16 protein-coding genes and 2 pseudogenes are annotated in these 17,168 nt (G+C 61.7%); 12 read left to right on the forward strand and 6 right to left on the reverse strand.

Annotation, left to right across the window (positions count from 1 at the left end; translation table 11 throughout):
- Window positions 1-9: 9 nt before the first annotated feature.
- Entirely contained in the window at window positions 10-501 is a 492-nt protein-coding gene (locus LXM94_RS18680; protein ID WP_235772975.1) for an MOSC domain-containing protein, read from the reverse strand.
- A 236-nt stretch (window positions 502-737) separates the two neighbouring features.
- Window positions 738-2,228, reverse strand: a complete 1,491-nt coding sequence (gene pdxR, locus LXM94_RS18685; protein WP_235772976.1) for a MocR-like pyridoxine biosynthesis transcription factor PdxR — start codon at window positions 2,226-2,228, stop codon at window positions 738-740.
- Window positions 2,229-2,309: 81 nt separating this feature from the next.
- Here pdxR and LXM94_RS18690 point away from each other — a divergent pair, with 81 nt between their 5' ends.
- The 3 genes from LXM94_RS18690 to LXM94_RS18700 are packed head-to-tail and all read left to right on the forward strand — an operon-like array spanning window position 2,310 to window position 4,912.
- Window positions 2,310-3,545, forward strand: coding sequence for a trans-sulfuration enzyme family protein (locus tag LXM94_RS18690; protein ID WP_235772977.1), 1,236 nt, complete (start codon window positions 2,310-2,312; stop codon window positions 3,543-3,545).
- A 55-nt stretch (window positions 3,546-3,600) separates the two neighbouring features.
- Window positions 3,601-4,500 (forward strand): dihydrodipicolinate synthase family protein, encoded by a 900-nt coding sequence (locus tag LXM94_RS18695; RefSeq protein WP_235772978.1) that lies wholly within the window; start codon window positions 3,601-3,603, stop codon window positions 4,498-4,500.
- Between the two features lie 16 nt (window positions 4,501-4,516).
- Window positions 4,517-4,912, forward strand: a complete 396-nt coding sequence (locus tag LXM94_RS18700; protein WP_235772979.1) for a glutathione S-transferase family protein — start codon at window positions 4,517-4,519, stop codon at window positions 4,910-4,912.
- 204 nt (window positions 4,913-5,116) lie between these two features.
- On the opposite strand, the gene LXM94_RS18705 is transcribed toward LXM94_RS18700, so the two are convergent.
- From LXM94_RS18705 to LXM94_RS18715, 3 genes and pseudogenes are all read right to left on the reverse strand, one after another.
- On the reverse strand, window positions 5,117-5,350 hold the full coding sequence (locus LXM94_RS18705; RefSeq protein ID WP_235772980.1) for an Lrp/AsnC ligand binding domain-containing protein: 234 nt from the start codon (window positions 5,348-5,350) through the stop codon (window positions 5,117-5,119).
- A gap of 144 nt (window positions 5,351-5,494) precedes the next feature.
- Window positions 5,495-6,129 (reverse strand): annotated as a pseudogene (locus tag LXM94_RS18710) (ATP-binding cassette domain-containing protein).
- A 185-nt stretch (window positions 6,130-6,314) separates the two neighbouring features.
- Entirely contained in the window at window positions 6,315-7,001 is a 687-nt protein-coding gene (locus tag LXM94_RS18715; protein WP_235772981.1) for a B3/B4 domain-containing protein, read from the reverse strand.
- Window positions 7,002-7,044: 43 nt separating this feature from the next.
- Between LXM94_RS18715 and LXM94_RS18720 the strand changes: the two genes are divergently transcribed.
- The 9 genes from LXM94_RS18720 to LXM94_RS18760 all read left to right on the forward strand — a co-directional run bounded on the left by LXM94_RS18720 (window position 7,045) and on the right by LXM94_RS18760 (window position 16,889).
- The gene (locus LXM94_RS18720; RefSeq protein ID WP_235772982.1) at window positions 7,045-7,668 is read left to right on the forward strand and encodes a helix-turn-helix domain-containing protein; all 624 of its coding nucleotides are present in this window, start codon (window positions 7,045-7,047) and stop codon (window positions 7,666-7,668) included.
- A 21-nt stretch (window positions 7,669-7,689) separates the two neighbouring features.
- Window positions 7,690-8,526, forward strand: a complete 837-nt coding sequence (locus tag LXM94_RS18725) for an aminotransferase class I/II-fold pyridoxal phosphate-dependent enzyme (protein WP_235772983.1) — start codon at window positions 7,690-7,692, stop codon at window positions 8,524-8,526.
- Window positions 8,527-8,630: 104 nt separating this feature from the next.
- A complete protein-coding gene (locus tag LXM94_RS18730) occupies window positions 8,631-9,827 on the forward strand; it encodes an ROK family transcriptional regulator (protein WP_268965174.1) in 1,197 nt (398 codons plus the stop codon).
- 44 nt (window positions 9,828-9,871) lie between these two features.
- Window positions 9,872-11,428: an ABC transporter substrate-binding protein gene (locus LXM94_RS18735; protein WP_408015667.1), complete on the forward strand. Its 1,557-nt coding sequence runs from the start codon at window positions 9,872-9,874 to the stop codon at window positions 11,426-11,428.
- 154 nt (window positions 11,429-11,582) lie between these two features.
- On the forward strand, window positions 11,583-12,524 hold the full coding sequence (locus LXM94_RS18740) for an ABC transporter permease (protein ID WP_235772985.1): 942 nt from the start codon (window positions 11,583-11,585) through the stop codon (window positions 12,522-12,524).
- The gene (locus LXM94_RS18745; RefSeq protein ID WP_235772986.1) at window positions 12,524-13,417 is read left to right on the forward strand and encodes an ABC transporter permease; all 894 of its coding nucleotides are present in this window, start codon (window positions 12,524-12,526) and stop codon (window positions 13,415-13,417) included. The genes LXM94_RS18740 and LXM94_RS18745 overlap by 1 nt, the downstream gene beginning before the upstream one ends.
- Before the next feature lie 14 nt (window positions 13,418-13,431).
- Window positions 13,432-14,424: an ABC transporter ATP-binding protein gene (locus tag LXM94_RS18750; RefSeq protein WP_235772987.1), complete on the forward strand. Its 993-nt coding sequence runs from the start codon at window positions 13,432-13,434 to the stop codon at window positions 14,422-14,424.
- Window positions 14,421-15,410, forward strand: coding sequence for an ABC transporter ATP-binding protein (locus LXM94_RS18755; protein ID WP_235772988.1), 990 nt, complete (start codon window positions 14,421-14,423; stop codon window positions 15,408-15,410). The genes LXM94_RS18750 and LXM94_RS18755 overlap by 4 nt, the downstream gene beginning before the upstream one ends.
- A gap of 6 nt (window positions 15,411-15,416) precedes the next feature.
- Entirely contained in the window at window positions 15,417-16,889 is a 1,473-nt protein-coding gene (locus LXM94_RS18760) for a carboxylesterase/lipase family protein (RefSeq protein ID WP_235772989.1), read from the forward strand.
- Between the two features lie 8 nt (window positions 16,890-16,897).
- Here the strand turns inward: LXM94_RS18760 and LXM94_RS18765 are convergent.
- Window positions 16,898-17,168, reverse strand: a pseudogene (locus tag LXM94_RS18765) (SLC13 family permease); the annotation flags it as partial.

Genomic DNA, 17,168 nt, shown 5'->3' on the forward strand with positions numbered 1-17,168 from the left:
CATGTCGCTTCACTCGTCCATTGGCAGAATTGGGTCGCCGGGACGAATGACGCCGCCGACCTCGATCGAACAGTTGAGACCGGAGCGGTTCAGAAGTCCTTCGTAGAGGCCCGGCATGCCGAGGAGTTCCTCGATGTACTTGCAGGGGAAATTCATCCGTGCCGCCCGCAAAACCGTTTCCCCAACCCGGAAGCGCTTGCCGACCAGATGATTGAGCGGAACGCCGCGGGTCGTCAGGTTGCGCCTGTGATCTTCGGGCGCCAGCGACCCCTTGAAACCCGGGATTTTGGGCTCTCCGTTGGCGATTACCTCAAGAACCTCGATCTCGATCAGCGTGACTTCGCGAACGTCAGGCTTGGGAGAATAGGTTCCGGTGCCAAGATAATAGCGGTCACCGATAATTCCACGTCCGGCGATGAGCTGCGCCTCGGCGAGTTCTTCCATTTCGTAGGAAGCGGCCGGCGCAATGTGAATGTGGAGCAGACTTCCCTGCCAAGTCATGTATCGGCCCCCGCAATGCCTTGCCTTCGATCGACATGGATCTCTGCGCCGGTGGCCTGCTGCTCTAATCAGAGGATCATCCCATGTCACACCAGTCCCGGCTGATGGGAAATCTGCCGTGAAACTGGCTTCGTCAACAGTGCCAGTTTACCAGCATGTTCCTAGTCCAGTTGGGTGAACGTTAGAGGCTTTGCGGCGAGGGGCACATTGAGATGCGCGGTGAGCGGGTCTGCGTTTCAGCGCGCACCCTTCACAGCATCGACGGCTGCGGCGAGAAGTTGAATGCCCTTCTCGATCTGTCTCGGTGTCAACGCCGAATAGCCCATCACCAGTCCGAGCCGCTCTCGTGGCGCCTCAGTAGTCCCTGGTGCTGAATCGTAGAGCGGTGAAATACTGTAGAGGCCGACGTCGCGTTGGCGCGCGGCATCCATCAGGGCGGTCTCAGCCGATCCCGGCAGCTCATTGAACCAGACGACGACATGCAATCCGGCATCGGCCCCCTCGACGGTGAGCCGCTCGCCGAATGCACCCTCAAGGGCGGTCAACAACGCCTCACGGCGTTCTCTATTCAGCCGCCTGACACGACGCACATGGCTCTCATAGGCGCCGCTTTCGATAAGGGAGGCCAGCGCTTCCTGCTCGGTCATGGGTGTATGCCGGTCGATCAATTGCTTGGCAGTTGCGAACACCTCCTGCAAGTGCTTTGGCACCACGAGGTAGCCAATGCGCATCATCGGCGACAATGTCTTCGAAACGGTGCCGAGATAAATGACGTTGCGCCCGTCCTCCAGGCTCTGGAGCGGCGGAACCGGGCTGATGTCGTACCGGTACTCGCTGTCGTAGTCGTCCTCAACCACATAGGCGTCTCGATCCCGAGCCCAATCGAGAAGCTGGTGGCGACGGCTGATCGGCATGACGCCGCCTAAGGGAAATTGATGGGATGGCGTTACATAAGCCATCTGGGCGTCGATCCCTGACAAATCCTCGGTCTTCAAGCCGCCCGCGTCCACGTCCACTGCCACGGCGGAGGCCCCGGTACTCGAGAAGATCTGGCAAGCCATCCGATAGCCGGGATTTTCCATCACGAATGCGCTGTTCGCGTCGAGGAGGATCCGCGCGCAGAGATCCAGCCCCTGTTGAGAGCCGTTGACGACGATGATTTGCTCCAGATCGCATTGCAATGTCCGTGCCCGCCAAAGATAACCCTGAAGCGCTTGCCGCAGGCGCCGGGATCCTCGGGGGTCCTCATAGGCAAGCCGTCCCGGTCTTTGAGTAATCACCGAATTGACAGCCCGCTTCCACGCCAGCGCCGGAAAATCGGATGGAGCAAGATCGCCGTACCGAAAATCGACCGCCAGGGTATTGGGCAGGTAGTCGAGCCACGGTGAGAGCCTGCGAAGTCGTTCGCCGTAAGTCGAGAGCGGACCACACGCCTCTCGCGCGGCCGCCTTGATGTCTCGCGGGCGCTGTCCTATCTGCAACGCCGTCACCCGCGGACGCGCGCCCTGGCGCAGTTCGACGAAGCCTTCAGCGGCAAGCTGTTCATAGGCAACCGTGACCGTCGTTCGCGACACATGCAGTTCATTTGCCAGGCTGCGGGAGGATGGCAGCCGGCTTCCCGCCTCGTAGACGCGGCTGAGGATCTGATCCTTGAGCGCCTCGTAGATCCTGCGCGCACCCATCCTGGGCGCGTGCCCGGTCGCCGCTTGCATTTCAGACTGGACCATCTTTTTTCTGCCAAACTGGATGTTTCTTGCCGGCCAGTATGATGCCAGTCTGGGCCAAAGCAAAGAGGATACGATCGAGCTATGACGGGCGGCAGCGAACAGGACAAATGTCAGGAACAATCCGATCACTCTCACCCGGCAAGCCTCGGATTCGACACGCGCGCCATTCATCACGCGTTCGACCCGGTGGCATTCAAGAGAGCGGTCCAGCCGCCGGTGTTTCTGACCTCGACCTACGGCTTTGAGAGCGTTGAGGCCAATGATGCCGCCGCGGCGCTTGGCGGCAGGCTTTATGCGCGTGAATATAACCCGACCACGGAGATCCTCGAGCAGAGGCTTGCGAACCTGGAAGGGGCTGAAGCAGGCCTCGTCGTATCGACCGGGATGGCCGCCTTCGGCACGCTGATCCTGTCATTGCTGTCGCAGGGCGACGAGCTCGTCGTTCACAAGACGCTCTATTCGAATACCGTTGCGATGGTGGAGCAGGGTCTGCCTCGCTTCGGCATCAAGGTCGTTCCGGTGGATCTATCTGATCCGTCGAACCTCGAAGGGGCGATCACGGAAAAGACCAAGCTCGTTTACTTCGAGACACCCGTGAACCCGCTGAGCAGCATTCTCGATATCGCGGCAATCTCGGAACGCGCTCACGCGCATGGGGTGAAAGTCGCGGTGGACAGTACCTTTGCTTCTCCCGCACTCCAGCGGCCGATCGAGCATGGCGCCGATATCGTCCTTCACTCCCTGACGAAATACATCAACGGGCATGGCGATACGTTGGGTGGCGCGCTGCTCGGCGACGCTGAAACGCTTCACCGCTTGCACGAGACGGGATTGCGTTACATTACCGGTGCGACCTTGGCGCCGCACTCGGCATTCCTAATCCTGCGTGGTCTGAAGACGCTCTCGCTTCGGATGGAGCGGCACAGTGCCTCGGCTCTGGAGATCGCCCGAATGCTCCTAGCGCATCCGGCCGTGTCCTGGGTGAGCTATCCCTTTCTGGATTCGCATCCCGATCAAGCCATCGCACGCAAGCAAATGGCGCAAGGGTCCGGCATGCTGGCCTTTGGACTTCATGCCGGTTTTGACGGCGCAAGGATCGTGCTGGACCGCTTAAAGTTGATGACACGCGCCGTGAGCCTCGGCGACACCGACACCCTGATCTATCATCCGGCCAGTATCACACGGGCACGGCAAACGATCCGGAAAGACGCCCACATGGTTTCGGGCGTAGGCGACGACCTCGTCCGCCTTTCGGTCGGCCTTGAAGACGTGAATGATCTGATGGGCGATCTGCGCCAGGCCCTCCTGGCCTTGTGACACCCCGATCGACGATTGCGAACACAGAACCACAGAACCGGATCCGGAGTATCGAATGGCTTTCTTGAGCGGGCTTTCCGCATTTCCCATCACGCCGAGTGACCGAGACGGTCACGTTGACACTGCCGCGGTTAAGAGGCTTGTGACTCGCCTTTGCACTGCAGGCGTCGATTCCATCGGCCTTCTCGGCAGCACCGGAACCTACATGTATCTGTCGCGCGAGGAGCGGCGGCGGGCTTTGAGTGTGGCCATCGAGGAAACCGGCGGGAGCATACCGGTCGTGGTGGGCGTCGGGGCCTTGCGGACCGACGAGGCGGTCAGACTGGCGCAGGACGCGAAAGCCTCAGGCGCGGCCGCAGGTCTTCTTGCCGCCGTTTCGTATGCGCCGCTCACGGAGGATGAGGTCTTCGAGCACTTCTCCACCGTCGCTCGTGAGAGCGGCCTTCCCATCGTGATCTACGATAATCCGGGGACCACCCATTTCCGCTTCACGCCTAATCTGGTGGAGCGACTGGCTCACGTGCCCGGCATCGTTGCGATCAAGAACCCGACGGAAAAATCCGAGGAGATCGCGAGCCATCTGGCAGAGCAGAGATCCACGACCCCCAAGGGCTTTTCGGTCGGCTATAGCGGGGACTGGAATGCTGCCGAGGCCATGCTCTGCGGAGCTGATACCTGGTACAGCGTTCTCGCCGGCATCCTTCCCGACGTCTGCCTGCTTATCGTCAGGGCAGCTCAAAACGGCGATGTTGAAGAGGCACGCCGCTTGGATGCCAAACTCAGCCCGATCTGGGACCTTTTCAAGCAGTTCTCAAGCCTTCGGACCGTCTATACGATGGCCAGCCTGCTCGGCATCTGCCAGGCCGAGCCGCCTCGTCCCATTCTCCCTCTGCCTCCATCTGCAAAGGAGAAGGTGGCGCACTGCCTTACCTTGCTCGAGCAGGATCTGGGCTGAGGCAAAGCCGGGTCTGGTGCCGACGGAGGATCACGAGGGCATTGCTTTACATCGTCTGGGCATTGCCCGCATTCATCGTCATCGGTCTGCTCGCAAGCGGTCGTGCCACCACGCTTGTTGCCGCGCTTATGGCATCAAGCAGACCGGAGAGACGCCGGTAACGCAATTTTTGACGGAGCGTGCAGTTGCCGCGTATCGCATCGTAGACGACCACCTGCGGCAAACTCCGTTCCTTATGTCTGCTCGGCCAACGCTCGCGGACCTGTCTCTTGCGGGCTACGTCTATATGCCGGAGGAAACGGGCATGCCCGAGAGCGAGTTTCCCCACATGGCAAAGTGGAAAGACAGGATCCGTGATTTGTCGGGATGGCGGCATCCATACGATCTGATGCCTGGTCCGACGTCGCTATAGTGCACTTTCCAGATCGCACAATCGAGGCGCAACTCGCCTGCCCAAGCTACGTGCGACCTCTGCGAAGCCTGAAGGACCCACACGGCTTGGACACCACTCCCGACCTCGATCCCCAGGTGACGAGGTTAGTTGCGATCCAGTTCCTAATTTCTTGACTTTCTGCTCGCTCGAGACAGAAATCAATCTGCTCCCGGTAGGGTCCGATCAGGCCTTTCGAACGATGGAAGAAAGGGCGAACGCGGTGAGCGTGTCACGCACTCCCGGCAGCTCGGATATCTGCTGCCAGATCTGACGAATACGGTCTGGTTGCGAAGCTTCGACTCTGACCACGAGGTCGAAATCGCCGGTCATCACGTCACAGGCGACAACCTCGGGGATTTTGCGCAGAACATTGATGACGTCACCGCCTCGCATGCGGTCGTGGCGATAAACGAACATGAGTGCGGTGGTTAGGCCTCGTTGACGATGCCAAAGCGGATGTCGGCATGCGCATCTGCCGCCATCATGAAGACGGCGACGGTCAGGGCTTTTCCCAAGTGCTTCATTTGCATTCCCCTTTTTGCTGTTGGGACGGTTGAGTGGTCAGTGCGTACCGGCCGCAACGAATTCCTTGCAGCGAGCGCTCGTGGGCGCGCCGAAGACCTTTGCGGGGGAACCTTCCTCCTCCACCCGGCCCTGGTGCAGAAACATGACGCGTGTCGAGACATCGCGAGCGAACTTCATCTCGTGGGTGACCATGATCATGGTACGGCCCTCCTCGGCGAGGCCGCGAATGACCTTCAGCACTTCCCCGACAAGCTCGGGATCAAGGGCAGATGGTCGGCTCATCGAACAGCATGACAGAGGGATCGACGCAGAGTGCGCGGGCGATGGAGACGCGTTGCTGTTGTCCGCCAGACAGGAAGGCTGGATAGGCGTCCTTCTTATCGTAAAGCCCCACCTTCGCCAGCAAGGCTTCAGCCTTTTCAATCGCTATTGTCCGCTCGACGCCGAGCACGTGCACGGGCGCCATTGATGCGGCAGGATCCACAATCCGGAATCTCAAGGAAGTTGATGCAGCGCAGGAAGGTGCTCTTGCCCGAACCTGATGATTCGATAATGGAGACGACATCGCCCTTCTCGGCCGAAAGGGAAATGCCCTTCAGGACCTTATGGGCTCCGTAGCTCTTATGAACGTCATTCACGACCAGAGCGGGCGCGTGTGTCTCAGTGCGCATTATTCCTCCTTTGCGATGCGACGAGCGCCCGCTCCTCCGGGCAAAGCTTCGCCATCGCCGCGTCGCCGCGACGAAAAATCGTTTGTTTGGTCAGTGGGTGACGCCGTTTGTTAGCCGCTTTTCGCGGGCGGCATGCGGCCACCGGTCAATATACTGACGTTCGTCACCGGGCCGGCTGGCGTCTCCTACGTCACGACGAGCTTTTGTCTGTAGACTTCGCACCCCGGCGCCAATTCCCGAAGACCGTTCACCAGCATGTTGGCCGCCTGCTCCAGTGCCTCCTCCGGCATTGTCCCAAGCCCCTCCAGGATAAACCACATCCGGCCGCCGACAGAATCCAGCCGCGTGCGCGTTCCTTGCCGCCAGTTCCACCGGCGGCATGTCACGCCGACATCGTCGCGCCAGATCACTTCTCCGTTGGACGGATGTTCGATGATCGCCTCACCGTTGGCGATCGTGTCGAAGGCTTCCGTGCCGTCGGCAATCGACAGCCGCGGCTTGCCCACATAGGCATCGAAATTTTCGCCGCCGACCGGCACTGCAAAGCGCAGGCTTACGGCATTATAGAGGTCAACGAGCGGGTTGATCGATGGAAGGCGGCCGTCCTTATCGACCCGCTTCTTCAGCGCCTGGGCAGAACATGGTGTCCGACTGGGCTTGGCTCCAAAGCGACTATAGATCTCTGCCCAACTGGCAAGATGCGCTTCCGCCCATTGAGGCCCGCCGGCGCGGACAAAATCACAGGCTTCCCCCAGGACGTCGCGGCTCATCATGCCGCGAACTCTATCCTTGGCATCGACCAGAATGCTGATCGCGCGAAAGTCCGGTGCGATTTTTGCAATGTCCCTGTCGATCACCGGAAAATCCAACATGCCCTCTAGCCCCTATTGACCAATTTGGTCTATAATACTGACCATGAAAAAGAAAGTCAATATATCGACCGAAACGGCCGCTGATGTCGAGCGTGTCAGCGCAACCGTCTCGCAAAACCTGAAAACCTTCAGGCGCCAAAGCGGCCTGACCCTCGACGAACTCTCCGGAAAGTCCGGGGTGAGCAAGGGCATGCTCGTCGAGATCGAGAAGGGAACGGCCAATCCGAGCATCGCTACGCTGTGCCGGGCCGCCACCGCCCTGGGCGTGTCGGTTGCGGATTTCGTCGGCGTGGCGTCGAGCGTTCCTGTTCGCATCGTCCCACCGCAAGACGCATCGACCTTATGGCGAGGTCCGAAGGGCGGAAGCGCCACGCTTCTGGTGGGAACCAATGGGCCGGATGAGATCGAGTTGTGGCGCTGGACGCTGTTGCCAGGTGAGATTTTCGAATCGCCCGGCCATTCGCCCGGCACACTCGAACTCCTCAATGTTGAGGTAGGCGAACTCACCCTGAAACTCGGCGACAGCGAGCATTTGGTGCAGGCGGGTTCATCCGTTCTGGCGCGAACCGAAGTCAAGCATGCCTACATGAATTGCGGAAACGATGAACTGCGCTTTGTAATGGCGGTGGCGGAACTGCAGCGGCCGCGGGTGAGGACGGGTCTTTAGCGATCGACGATCGGTGTGCCAATGAACAGCAAGCTAGCGCTTGGCAAGCAGGATGCCGGAGAAGCCGAGGCAGACTTCAACGATCTCGGTTTTTCAACCCGCACAATTCATGAGCCGTTCCAGTCGGCTCCGCCCCGCTTCCTCCGTGGCGCGCCGCAATCGTCAAATTGTGGCCGCACCACGCTGGTCGAGCCGCACGGTGTGGACGGAGATCTGTCCGCGACATGGCAGCTTGAGAACAAGCTTGCCCGCCTCGAAGGGGCGGAGGCAGGCCTTGTCCTCTCCTCAGGCTTGGTTGCCTTCCGCACCCTTGTCCGATCGTTTCTCGCCGCCGGAGACGAAATGATTGTTGACAGACCGGTCTGCACCGACACCGCTTACCTGATGCGGGAGATCGTTTCGGCGGTCGGCGCAAGGCTGGTCCCGGCAGATCTTTCGGATCCAGAGGCCATCGGCCGTTCGATCACGGCCCGGACCAGGATCGTTTACTTCGATACCCCTACCAACCCCCTGAACAATATACTGGATATTGCGGCGATTACTGAACACGCTCATGCATACGGCCTCAAGGTAGCGGTCGACGGCACATTTGCGACGCCGGTCCTCCAACGTCCGCTTGGACATGGGGCCGACATCGTTCGGCACTCGCTGTCGAAATACATAACCGGCCACGGTGACACGATCGGCGGGGCGCTGCTGGGCGAGGCCACAGTCATTCGACAATTGCGGGAAGAAAGGCTTCGTCAGCGTCACGAAACCACCATCTCACCACAAGCCTCGTTCCTGATCCTGCGTGGCCTGAACACTTTGGCAAGCACACTACCCATCAGGACGGCTCCTGCCGGCCCAACTTTCTGAACTGCACGCACAGAACCGATATTCCGGCGCCTTCGGTTGAGGCAGGTCATTGACAATCCCGCTGGCGCTCGGCAATATTACTTATTGTAAGAATAATGCTTGGGATGGGAGGAACAAGCGTGAGGCTAGTGCGGAGTCGGCAGGAAACGCGCGCCGCCGTGTTGAGCTATATTTGGCGCAAGGGCGGCTGTTTTCGCACGGAGATCGCTGAGAACGTGGGCCTCACAGAAGCGAGCGTGTCGAGGATCGTCGCCGAGTTGCGGTCGGAAGGAATTCTCGCGGAAACCCGCCAGACGGCAGAGTACCAGGGCGGGCCGAGCGCCATTCTTACACTAAGCAATAATCATAAGGTTGGCGCGATCGAAGTCTCCAATAACCGGGTGCATGTCGGCATTGCGGATCTTGCCGGCGAGATGCTGTTCTCAGAGCGGTTCGATCTGAAGGATGGTGCGTCTGCTCAATCGGTGACGCAGGCTCTCGATCAGTCCGTTTCTGCTTTGGCCGAGCGTGCCTCCCGGACCAAGAGCCATCTGGAGTACATTGGCGTCTCCATTCCGGGCTATGATCCGCGAACCGAAATCAATCCGATCATAGCGCTTCCTCCGGCAAGCATATTGGATCGCGTGCGGGCCAGTTTTGCAGAGGCGCCCGTCGAGATCGCGAACTCGGTGGTTGCCCGCGCGATCGATCAAAGGCTTCGCCTTGGTGTTGTCGACCACCGAGACGACTATCTTTATGTCTTCGTCGGCCACGGCGTCGCTGCGGCGGTCGTCAACGAACATTGGGGCAGTGGCGACGTCATTGCCTGCGAGCTCGGTCATATGGTCGTGGAGGCAAAGGGGCCGCGTTGCCGCTGCGGTCACTCCGGTTGCCTCGAGGCCTACCTCTCGACGAGCGCGATCGCGCCCAGGCTGAAGATCGAGGAAGCGGACCTGCTGGCTCTTGGCGACACGTGGCCGCAGCGCGTGCCGTTGGGGGAAAAGATCTCGGCAGACCTCATGGGGCGGCTGCGCAAGCTTGGCATGGCTATCGGCAACGCTCTCAACCTCATTCCTGCGCGTCGCGTTTTTCTCGGAGGCTGGCCGGCCAATCTTGGAGCAGAAGGGCACGCAGCGCTGACCGCAGGCATCGACAGCAGCCTGCTTGGGGGCGCGAGCCGCGTCACCCTGAAGTTCGTTCAATCGGAACTGGGTCGCGAACCAGCTTCGGCGCTGTCTCTCGCGACCTTTGCCTACCTGAAATGCGGCGCCCAACCGGTAGCCGAAGAGGGCCGGAGGTCGAGGATTTTCGCCACGACTTAGAACCGAGTAATTCTTTGAGAATGGGAGGAGTTGAAATGAGAAGTTTGAAGTTTGCCGGCGTGTTGCTGGCGGTTGGGTTGTCGCTCGCATCGGGAACGGCGCTTGCCGACGAGGTTCTTCGCATCAAACCCTCGGGTGATGTGAAAGCATTGGATCCGCTGCTTGGATCCGACTCGATGGCGCGCAATTATGGCTACATGGTCTACGACACGTTGTTCGCCGTTGACGCGTCGCTCACAATAAAGCCGCAGATGGTCGACACCTGGTCGAAATCGGAAGACGGCAAGACCTACACATTTACCCTTCGTGACGGTCTGAAGTTCAGCGACGGCAGTCCCGTAACGTCGGCGGACGTGATCGCGTCCTTGAAGCGCTGGAGCGCGAACGACAGCCTTGGACAGCAAATGACGCAAAAGGGCGCCGCCTGGTCCGAGGTCGACGCCCGGACGTTCACGCTGACCCTTTCCGAGCCCTGGGGGTTTGTCCTCGAGGCCCTCGGCAAGCCGGGCGCTCCGGTTCCCTTCATCATGCCGGCGCGCGTCGCCAGCGTTACCCCGCCCAATGAGGCGGTCAAGGACTATACCGGCTCCGGCCCCTTCGTCTTCCTCGCCAATGAATGGGTGCCGGGCGCCAAACTGGCCTTCGCCAAGAACCCGCATTACGTTCCCCGCAAGGAGCCGGCCAGCGGACTTGCAGGCGGCAAGATCGCCAAGATGGATCGCGTGGAGTGGTTGATCATTCCGGATCAGCAGACTGCGCTCGATGCGCTGCGCAAAGGCGAGATCGACATCGATGAGGACCTGGCTGCCGATCTCATCCCGCTTGCGGAAGACTCCGAAGGGGTCGATGTCGCGAAGCAGGATGAGATCGGTGTTGCCCAGCAGATCCGCATCAACACGGTCCAGCCGCCCTTTGACAATCCGCTCGTGCGCAAGGCGCTGCTGACGGCCGTCAACGGAGAGGATTTCCTCGCGGCGGTGATCACCGATCCCTCACAAGGCGTGGCATGCCAATCCTTCTATTCCTGTGGCTCGCCCTATGCGACCCCTGAGGGCTACCCGAAGCCGGACATCGAAAAGGCGCGCGCGATCGTGGCCGAGAGCGGGTACGACGGAACCCCCGCCGTCCTGCTGGACGCCACGGAAAATGCGAACATCCACGCATTCGTAACGGTCGCGGACCAGCTCCTGAGGGATATCGGGATCAAGACCCGCGTCGATGCCATGGACTGGGCCACCGTAACCAGCCGCCGGCAGAGCAAGGAGCCCGTCGACAAGGGGGGCTGGTCGATCTTCATCTCCGGCCCCGGCGGCCTCGACTATCTCGAGCCGGTCGGCCATCTGGGCCTGCGCTCCAACTGTGAGAAGGCCTGGTTCGGCTGGCCTTGCGATGCCGAAATCGAGGCCATGCGGACGGAATTTGCGAATCTGAGCGACGAACAGGCGCGCAAGACCCTGGCTGAGAAGATCCAGCTGCGGGCGATCGAAACCGTCCCCTATGTGCCGATCGGCACTCAATATCAGATCCGGGCGCACCGGGACAATCTCGCCGGTATTCTCACGCCTCCGGCGCCCGTCTATTGGAACATCGAGCGCAAATGACCTTGTGGGAAGGGTGCTCCGACGCACCCTTCCTGTCGCAGGCGCAATGGCGGACGGGGGCAGTCCCTTCTTCCGTTGCGTCGTTCCAAGAACTGCGAGCGCTCTGTGAGCCCAAGCCGACACGGCGCTCCCTGGTGAGAAGATCGGGATCCAGATGTTGAATTTCGTCCTAAGGCGAATGGTTTCGACCATTCCGGTGATGGTGTTCGTCGCCTTTTTCGTCTTCAGCCTGCTCTATCTCGCGCCCGGCGACCCGGCCGCGCTGATTGCGGGCGACCAGGCGTCGGCCGCGGAGATCGAACGCATCCGCATGACGCTGGGTCTCGACAGACCCATGCCCCTGCGCTTCATCGAGTGGGTGGGCAACGTGCTGCAAGGGGACCTCGGAACCTCGATTTTCTCGCAGCTTCCCGTCTCGACCCTCATTGCGCAGCGGCTTGAGCCGACACTGTCGCTGATGGCGCTCACCCTGCTCATCTCCGTCAGCATCGCCGTCCCGATGGGCGTTCTGGCTGCGGCAAGACAAGGCACCTGGATCGATCGGGCAGCAATGGGTATCGCCGTCTTCGGCTTTTCGGTTCCGGTGTTCGTGATCGGCTATCTTCTCAATTACGTCTTCGCGATCCGGCTCGATCTCCTTCCGGTTCAGGGCTACAAGCCGCTTGCGGAGGGCTTCGGCCCCTACATCCGGAATCTGATCCTGCCGGCCGTCGCGCTCTCCTGCGTCTACGTCGCGCTGATTGCACGCATCACCCGCACCGCCATGATCGATGTTCTGGGGCAGGACTACATCCGCACCGCCCGGGCAAAGGGGCTGGGGCAGTGGCCCATCCTCTTCCTTCATGCGCTGAAGAATGCATCGGTTCCGATTGTAACGGTGATCGGGCTTGGCATCGCCATGCTCATCGGCGGCGCCGTCGTCACGGAAACCGTGTTCGCGATCCCCGGCATCGGCAGACTGGTGGTCGACGCCATCCTGCGCCGCGACTACCCGATCATCCAGGGCGTCGTGCTCATTTTCAGTCTCGGCTACGTGCTGATCAACCTATGCATCGACCTTGTATACACCGTTCTTGACCCGAGGGTGCGCTACTGATGGAAACCGACACTGTTCAGGCGGCGGTGCTGCCGGATCTCTTCCCCGCGCCCAAGCAGCGAGGAACGCTGCGAAACGCCTTCGCCAAGCACCCGGCGATCTTCGTCGGTGGCGGCTTGCTGGTGTCGATCGTCGTGATCGCGCTTGCGGCCCGATATCTCGGCACGATCGACCCGGAATATGTGTCGCCCGCGCGGCGCAATCGGGAAGCGTCGGCGGCCTTTTGGTTCGGTACCGACACACTTGGCCGCGATCTCTATTCGCGCGTGCTCTACGGTGCGCGGATATCCCTGCTCGTCGGCTTTGCGGTTGCGGTGCTCGCCACGCTGCTCGGTTTGGCGACGGGGCTGCTGGCAGGCGCCTACCGGCGGCTGGACTCCGTCCTCATGCGGATCATGGACGGACTGATGTCCATTCCCCCCATTCTTCTTGCCATCGCGCTGATGGCTGCCACCGGTGGCTCGGTGGGCAACGTCATCTTCGCCATCACCATGGCGGAATTTCCGCGCATGAGCCGGCTGGTGCGCGGCCTGGTGCTGTCGATCCGCGAACAACCCTTCGTGGACGGCGCCATCGCGGCCGGATCTTCCATGCCGCGTATCATCTTGCGACACATCCTGCCGAATACACTCGGCCCGGTGATGGTGCAGGCGACATATATCTGTTCCGCCGCCATGATCACCGAGGCCGCGCTCTCCTTCATCGGCGCCGGCACTCCGCCCTCCGTCCCCAGTTGGGGCGGGATCATGAACGAGGGCAGGATGCTATGGCAAATCAAGCCCTACATCATCCTTTTCCCGGCGGCATTCCTCTCCATCACCGTCCTCGCGGTCAATTTGCTGGGCGACGGATTACGCGATGCCTTCGACCCGCGCGCGGCGAACCGGATCTGACCATGGAAACCGCCATGCCCCTTCTCACCGTCAGCAATCTCCGTACCCACTTCCGAACCGACGATGGCGGCTCTGTCCGTGCGGTCGAGGACGTCTCCTTCACGCTTCATTCCGGCGAGACGCTGGCGATCGTCGGCGAGTCTGGTTCCGGCAAGTCGGTCACATCACTTTCGATATTGAGGCTCTTGCCTTCGAAACGCGCGCGCAACGCCGGTCGCATTGAATTCATGGGCCGGGACCTGCTGTCGCTGGACGAGCGCGCGATGCGGCATATTCGTGGAAACGACATCGGCATGATCTTCCAGGAGCCGATGACCTCGCTCAATCCGGTTCTGACGATCGGACGGCAGATCTCGGAGACGCTTCGCCTGCATCAGGGGCTTTCGGCCCGTGCCGCGCGCGAGAGAGCGATCGAAATGTTGCGTCTCGTGGACCTGCCCGCACCTGAGCAGCGTGTCGACGAATATCCGCACCAGCTTTCGGGCGGCATGCGCCAGCGCGTGATGATCGCCATCGCGCTTGCCTGCGAGCCCGCGCTTCTCATCGCCGACGAACCGACGACGGCGCTCGACGTCACCATTCAGGCTCAGGTGCTCGACCTTATGCGCTCGCTGCAGCAGCGCACCGGCACCGCCATCATCCTCATCACGCACGATCTCGGCGTCGTCGCGGAAACGGCCGACCGGGTGATCGTGATGTATGCCGGCCGAACGGTCGAAGAGACCAGGACGGCGGAGATCTTCGCGCGACCGCTGCACCCCTATACCCGGGGGCTTCTCGCGACCATTCCGCGCCTCGGCTCATCTCTCGAGGATCAGGCGCCGGAGCGCCTTCAGGAAATACCGGGGCAGGTTCCGAGCCTGCGCCAGCCGATCGCCGGCTGTGCCTTTGCGGAACGCTGCAGCATGGCGAGCCCTCGCTGTCGGACAGAAGCCCCCGTGTTCGAGACCAAGCAGCCCGGCCATAAGGTGGCCTGCCACAATGTAGCGACGGGAGCGCCGGCATGACCGACACCAATCCGCTTCTCGAATTGCGCCACCTGCGCAAGCATTATCCGATCAAACCAAACTTCTGGGGTCGCCCCACTGCTGTCGTCCATGCCATGGACGACGTCTGCCTTTCGGTTCGGCGGGGCGAAACGCTGTCCATCGTAGGGGAGAGCGGGTGCGGCAAGTCGACACTTGGCAAGACGGTCGTCCGATTGCACCAGCCGAGCAGCGGTGCGATCCTCCTCAACGGCCAGCGCGTGGACAACATCACCGGTGCGGCACTGCGGGCGTTTCGCTCCCGCGTTCAGATCGTCTTTCAGGATCCCTTCTCCAGTCTGAACCCGCGGCACACCGTGCGTGACACGCTGGCGGAGCCGATGGCGAACTTCGGCATCGCGAAGACGGCGTCCGACATCGATGCCCGCGTCGGCCACTTGCTGGACATGGTGGGACTTCCACGCGACGCGGGCGCGCGCTATCCCCACCAGTTCTCCGGCGGCCAACGCCAGCGCATCGCCATTGCGCGTGCGCTGGCGCCCAATCCGGAGCTGATCGTCTGCGACGAAGCGGTCTCCGCACTCGATGTTTCCGTCAAAGCCCAGATCGTCAACCTGCTCCAGGACATTCAGCAGCGGACGGGGCTCACCTTGTTGTTCATCAGCCATGACCTTGCCATTGTCGAGCACCTCACACATCGGGTTGCGGTCATGTATCTGGGAAGGGTCGTGGAGGAGGGCGATCGGCGATCGATTTTCGGCGCCTCCCGCCATCCCTATACACGCGCCCTGCTTTCCGCCGTCCCGGTGGCCGCAGCCGACGGCAAGCGCCAACGCATCCTGCTCAAGGGTGATGTGCCGAGTCCCATCCGACCGCCTTCCGGCTGTCGCTTCCACACCCGCTGCCCGTTCGCCGTCGACCGGTGCCGTGCCGAGGTTCCGCAGCTTCGCGATATCGATCGGGTTCACCGCGTAGCCTGTCACTTCGACAACCTTCCGCTGGGCTGAGTACCCATGCATCAGCCTGATTATTCGACGTCCGCGTCACCGGCCGATCCGATCATTGAGGTCGAGCAGGGCAGGCTGCGAGGTCGGACGGACGGTCGCGTGTATCGTTTCCTCGGTGTGCCCTACGCGGCTCCGCCGATCGGAGCTGCGCGCTGGCTGCCGCCCCGCCCCCCGGCCCGATGGGAGGGGCTGCGCGATGCCGGCGAATTCGCTCCCGTCGCGCCCCAGCCTCGCGATGCGGGAAACTATCCGGGCGATCCAAGTCGGATGCCCGAGCGGCCGATGGACGAGGACTGCCTCTACCTGAACCTATGGGTTCCGCGAGGGGAGGGCCCTTTTCCGGTGCTCGTTTGGCTGCATGGTGGGTCGCAGGTGATCGGAGGAACATCGCGTCCGGTCTATGACGGTTCGGCGTTCGCCCAAAACGGCATTCTTTGCGTGACGGTAGGCCACCGTCTCGGCATGCTGGGGCTCCTGTTCGCGGAAGCGGTGCTGGGCGCTGACTATGCCGATAGCGCCAACGCCATGCTGCGCGACCAAATCGCCGCACTCGCTTGGGTCCGTGCGAACATTGCCCGCTTCGGCGGCAATCCCGCACGGGTGACGCTCGGCGGAGAATCCGCCGGCGCGAAGAACGTCGCGGTCCTGATGGCGACTCCGGCCGCACACGGGCTTTTTCACGCCGCGATTTCCCTTTGCGGCGGAGCCGACACGGTCCTTTCCGAGACGCAGGCGCGCTCCGTGGCGCAAGACCTCGTCGAAAGAGCCTCTCTCTCTGCCGATGAGCTGCTGTCAGCGGCCTGGCCGCGATTGCTGGCGTCGCAGGAAGCGATGTTCAGGCAGCCGCCTTTCCGCTTTCCCTTCCGTCCGATCTTCGGCGGAGCGCTGCTGCCGGAGCGACCGCTTGCCATGATCGAGAGCGGTCAGGCGGACCCCGTGCCGATGTTGCTCGGCACCTGCCGCGACGAGTGCTATCCGGTCCTCGCCGATCGCGGCGCACGCGATGACTGGACGAACGACATGCTCGCCCATCTTCCGGGCGAGCTCATGGAAAGAATTGAAACGGAAGCGGCCATGCTGCACCCGGAACTCGACCAGAGGCAGCGCCGGCTGCTCCTTCTGACCGCCGAGGAATACGAACTTCCCTCCATCCGCCTCGCCAAACGCCTTGCGGCGCGCGGCAGCCCAACCTGGGTCTATCGCAATGACCAGCCGCAACTCGACGGACCGTTCAAGGGATATGGCCCGCACGTATCCGATCTGGATTGGGCCTGGGGGCATCGCGATGCCCTCGCTGCTTTGCCTGCCGATGCGGCGGTAAGGTACTTGCATCGCATCCTGTGCGATTTCGTCAGGCACCACACGGCGCCCTGGCAGCCCTACACCGAGGAAAGCCGCGTCGCGCTGTTATCCCGCGGCGTCTCCGTCGGCCTCCATCCGAACCGCGACCTGCATGACCTGTTCGATGAGTGGTCCTAGTCCCGACCCTAGACGAGACCTGGCACGACGAACACCAACCAGGCCATCACCGGTCCGACGATGGCGATCAGGGCGCTGTAGACCAGCAGCTGACGCAGAACGTGCTCGCGCTTGTCGTCCGGCGCATTGGCGACGACGAGGGCGCCATTGGTCGAGAACGGGCTAGTGTCGACGATGGTCGTCGAGATCGCGATCGCGGCGACCACGCCGACTGCGCTGATGTGGCCTTGCAGCAGGAACGGCACCGCGAGTGGGATAATGGCGCCGAGCAACGCCGTC

This window comes from Rhizobium alarense (genome assembly GCF_021555155.1).
GTDB classification, from domain to species: Bacteria; Pseudomonadota; Alphaproteobacteria; order Rhizobiales; family Rhizobiaceae; genus Rhizobium_D; species Rhizobium_D alarense.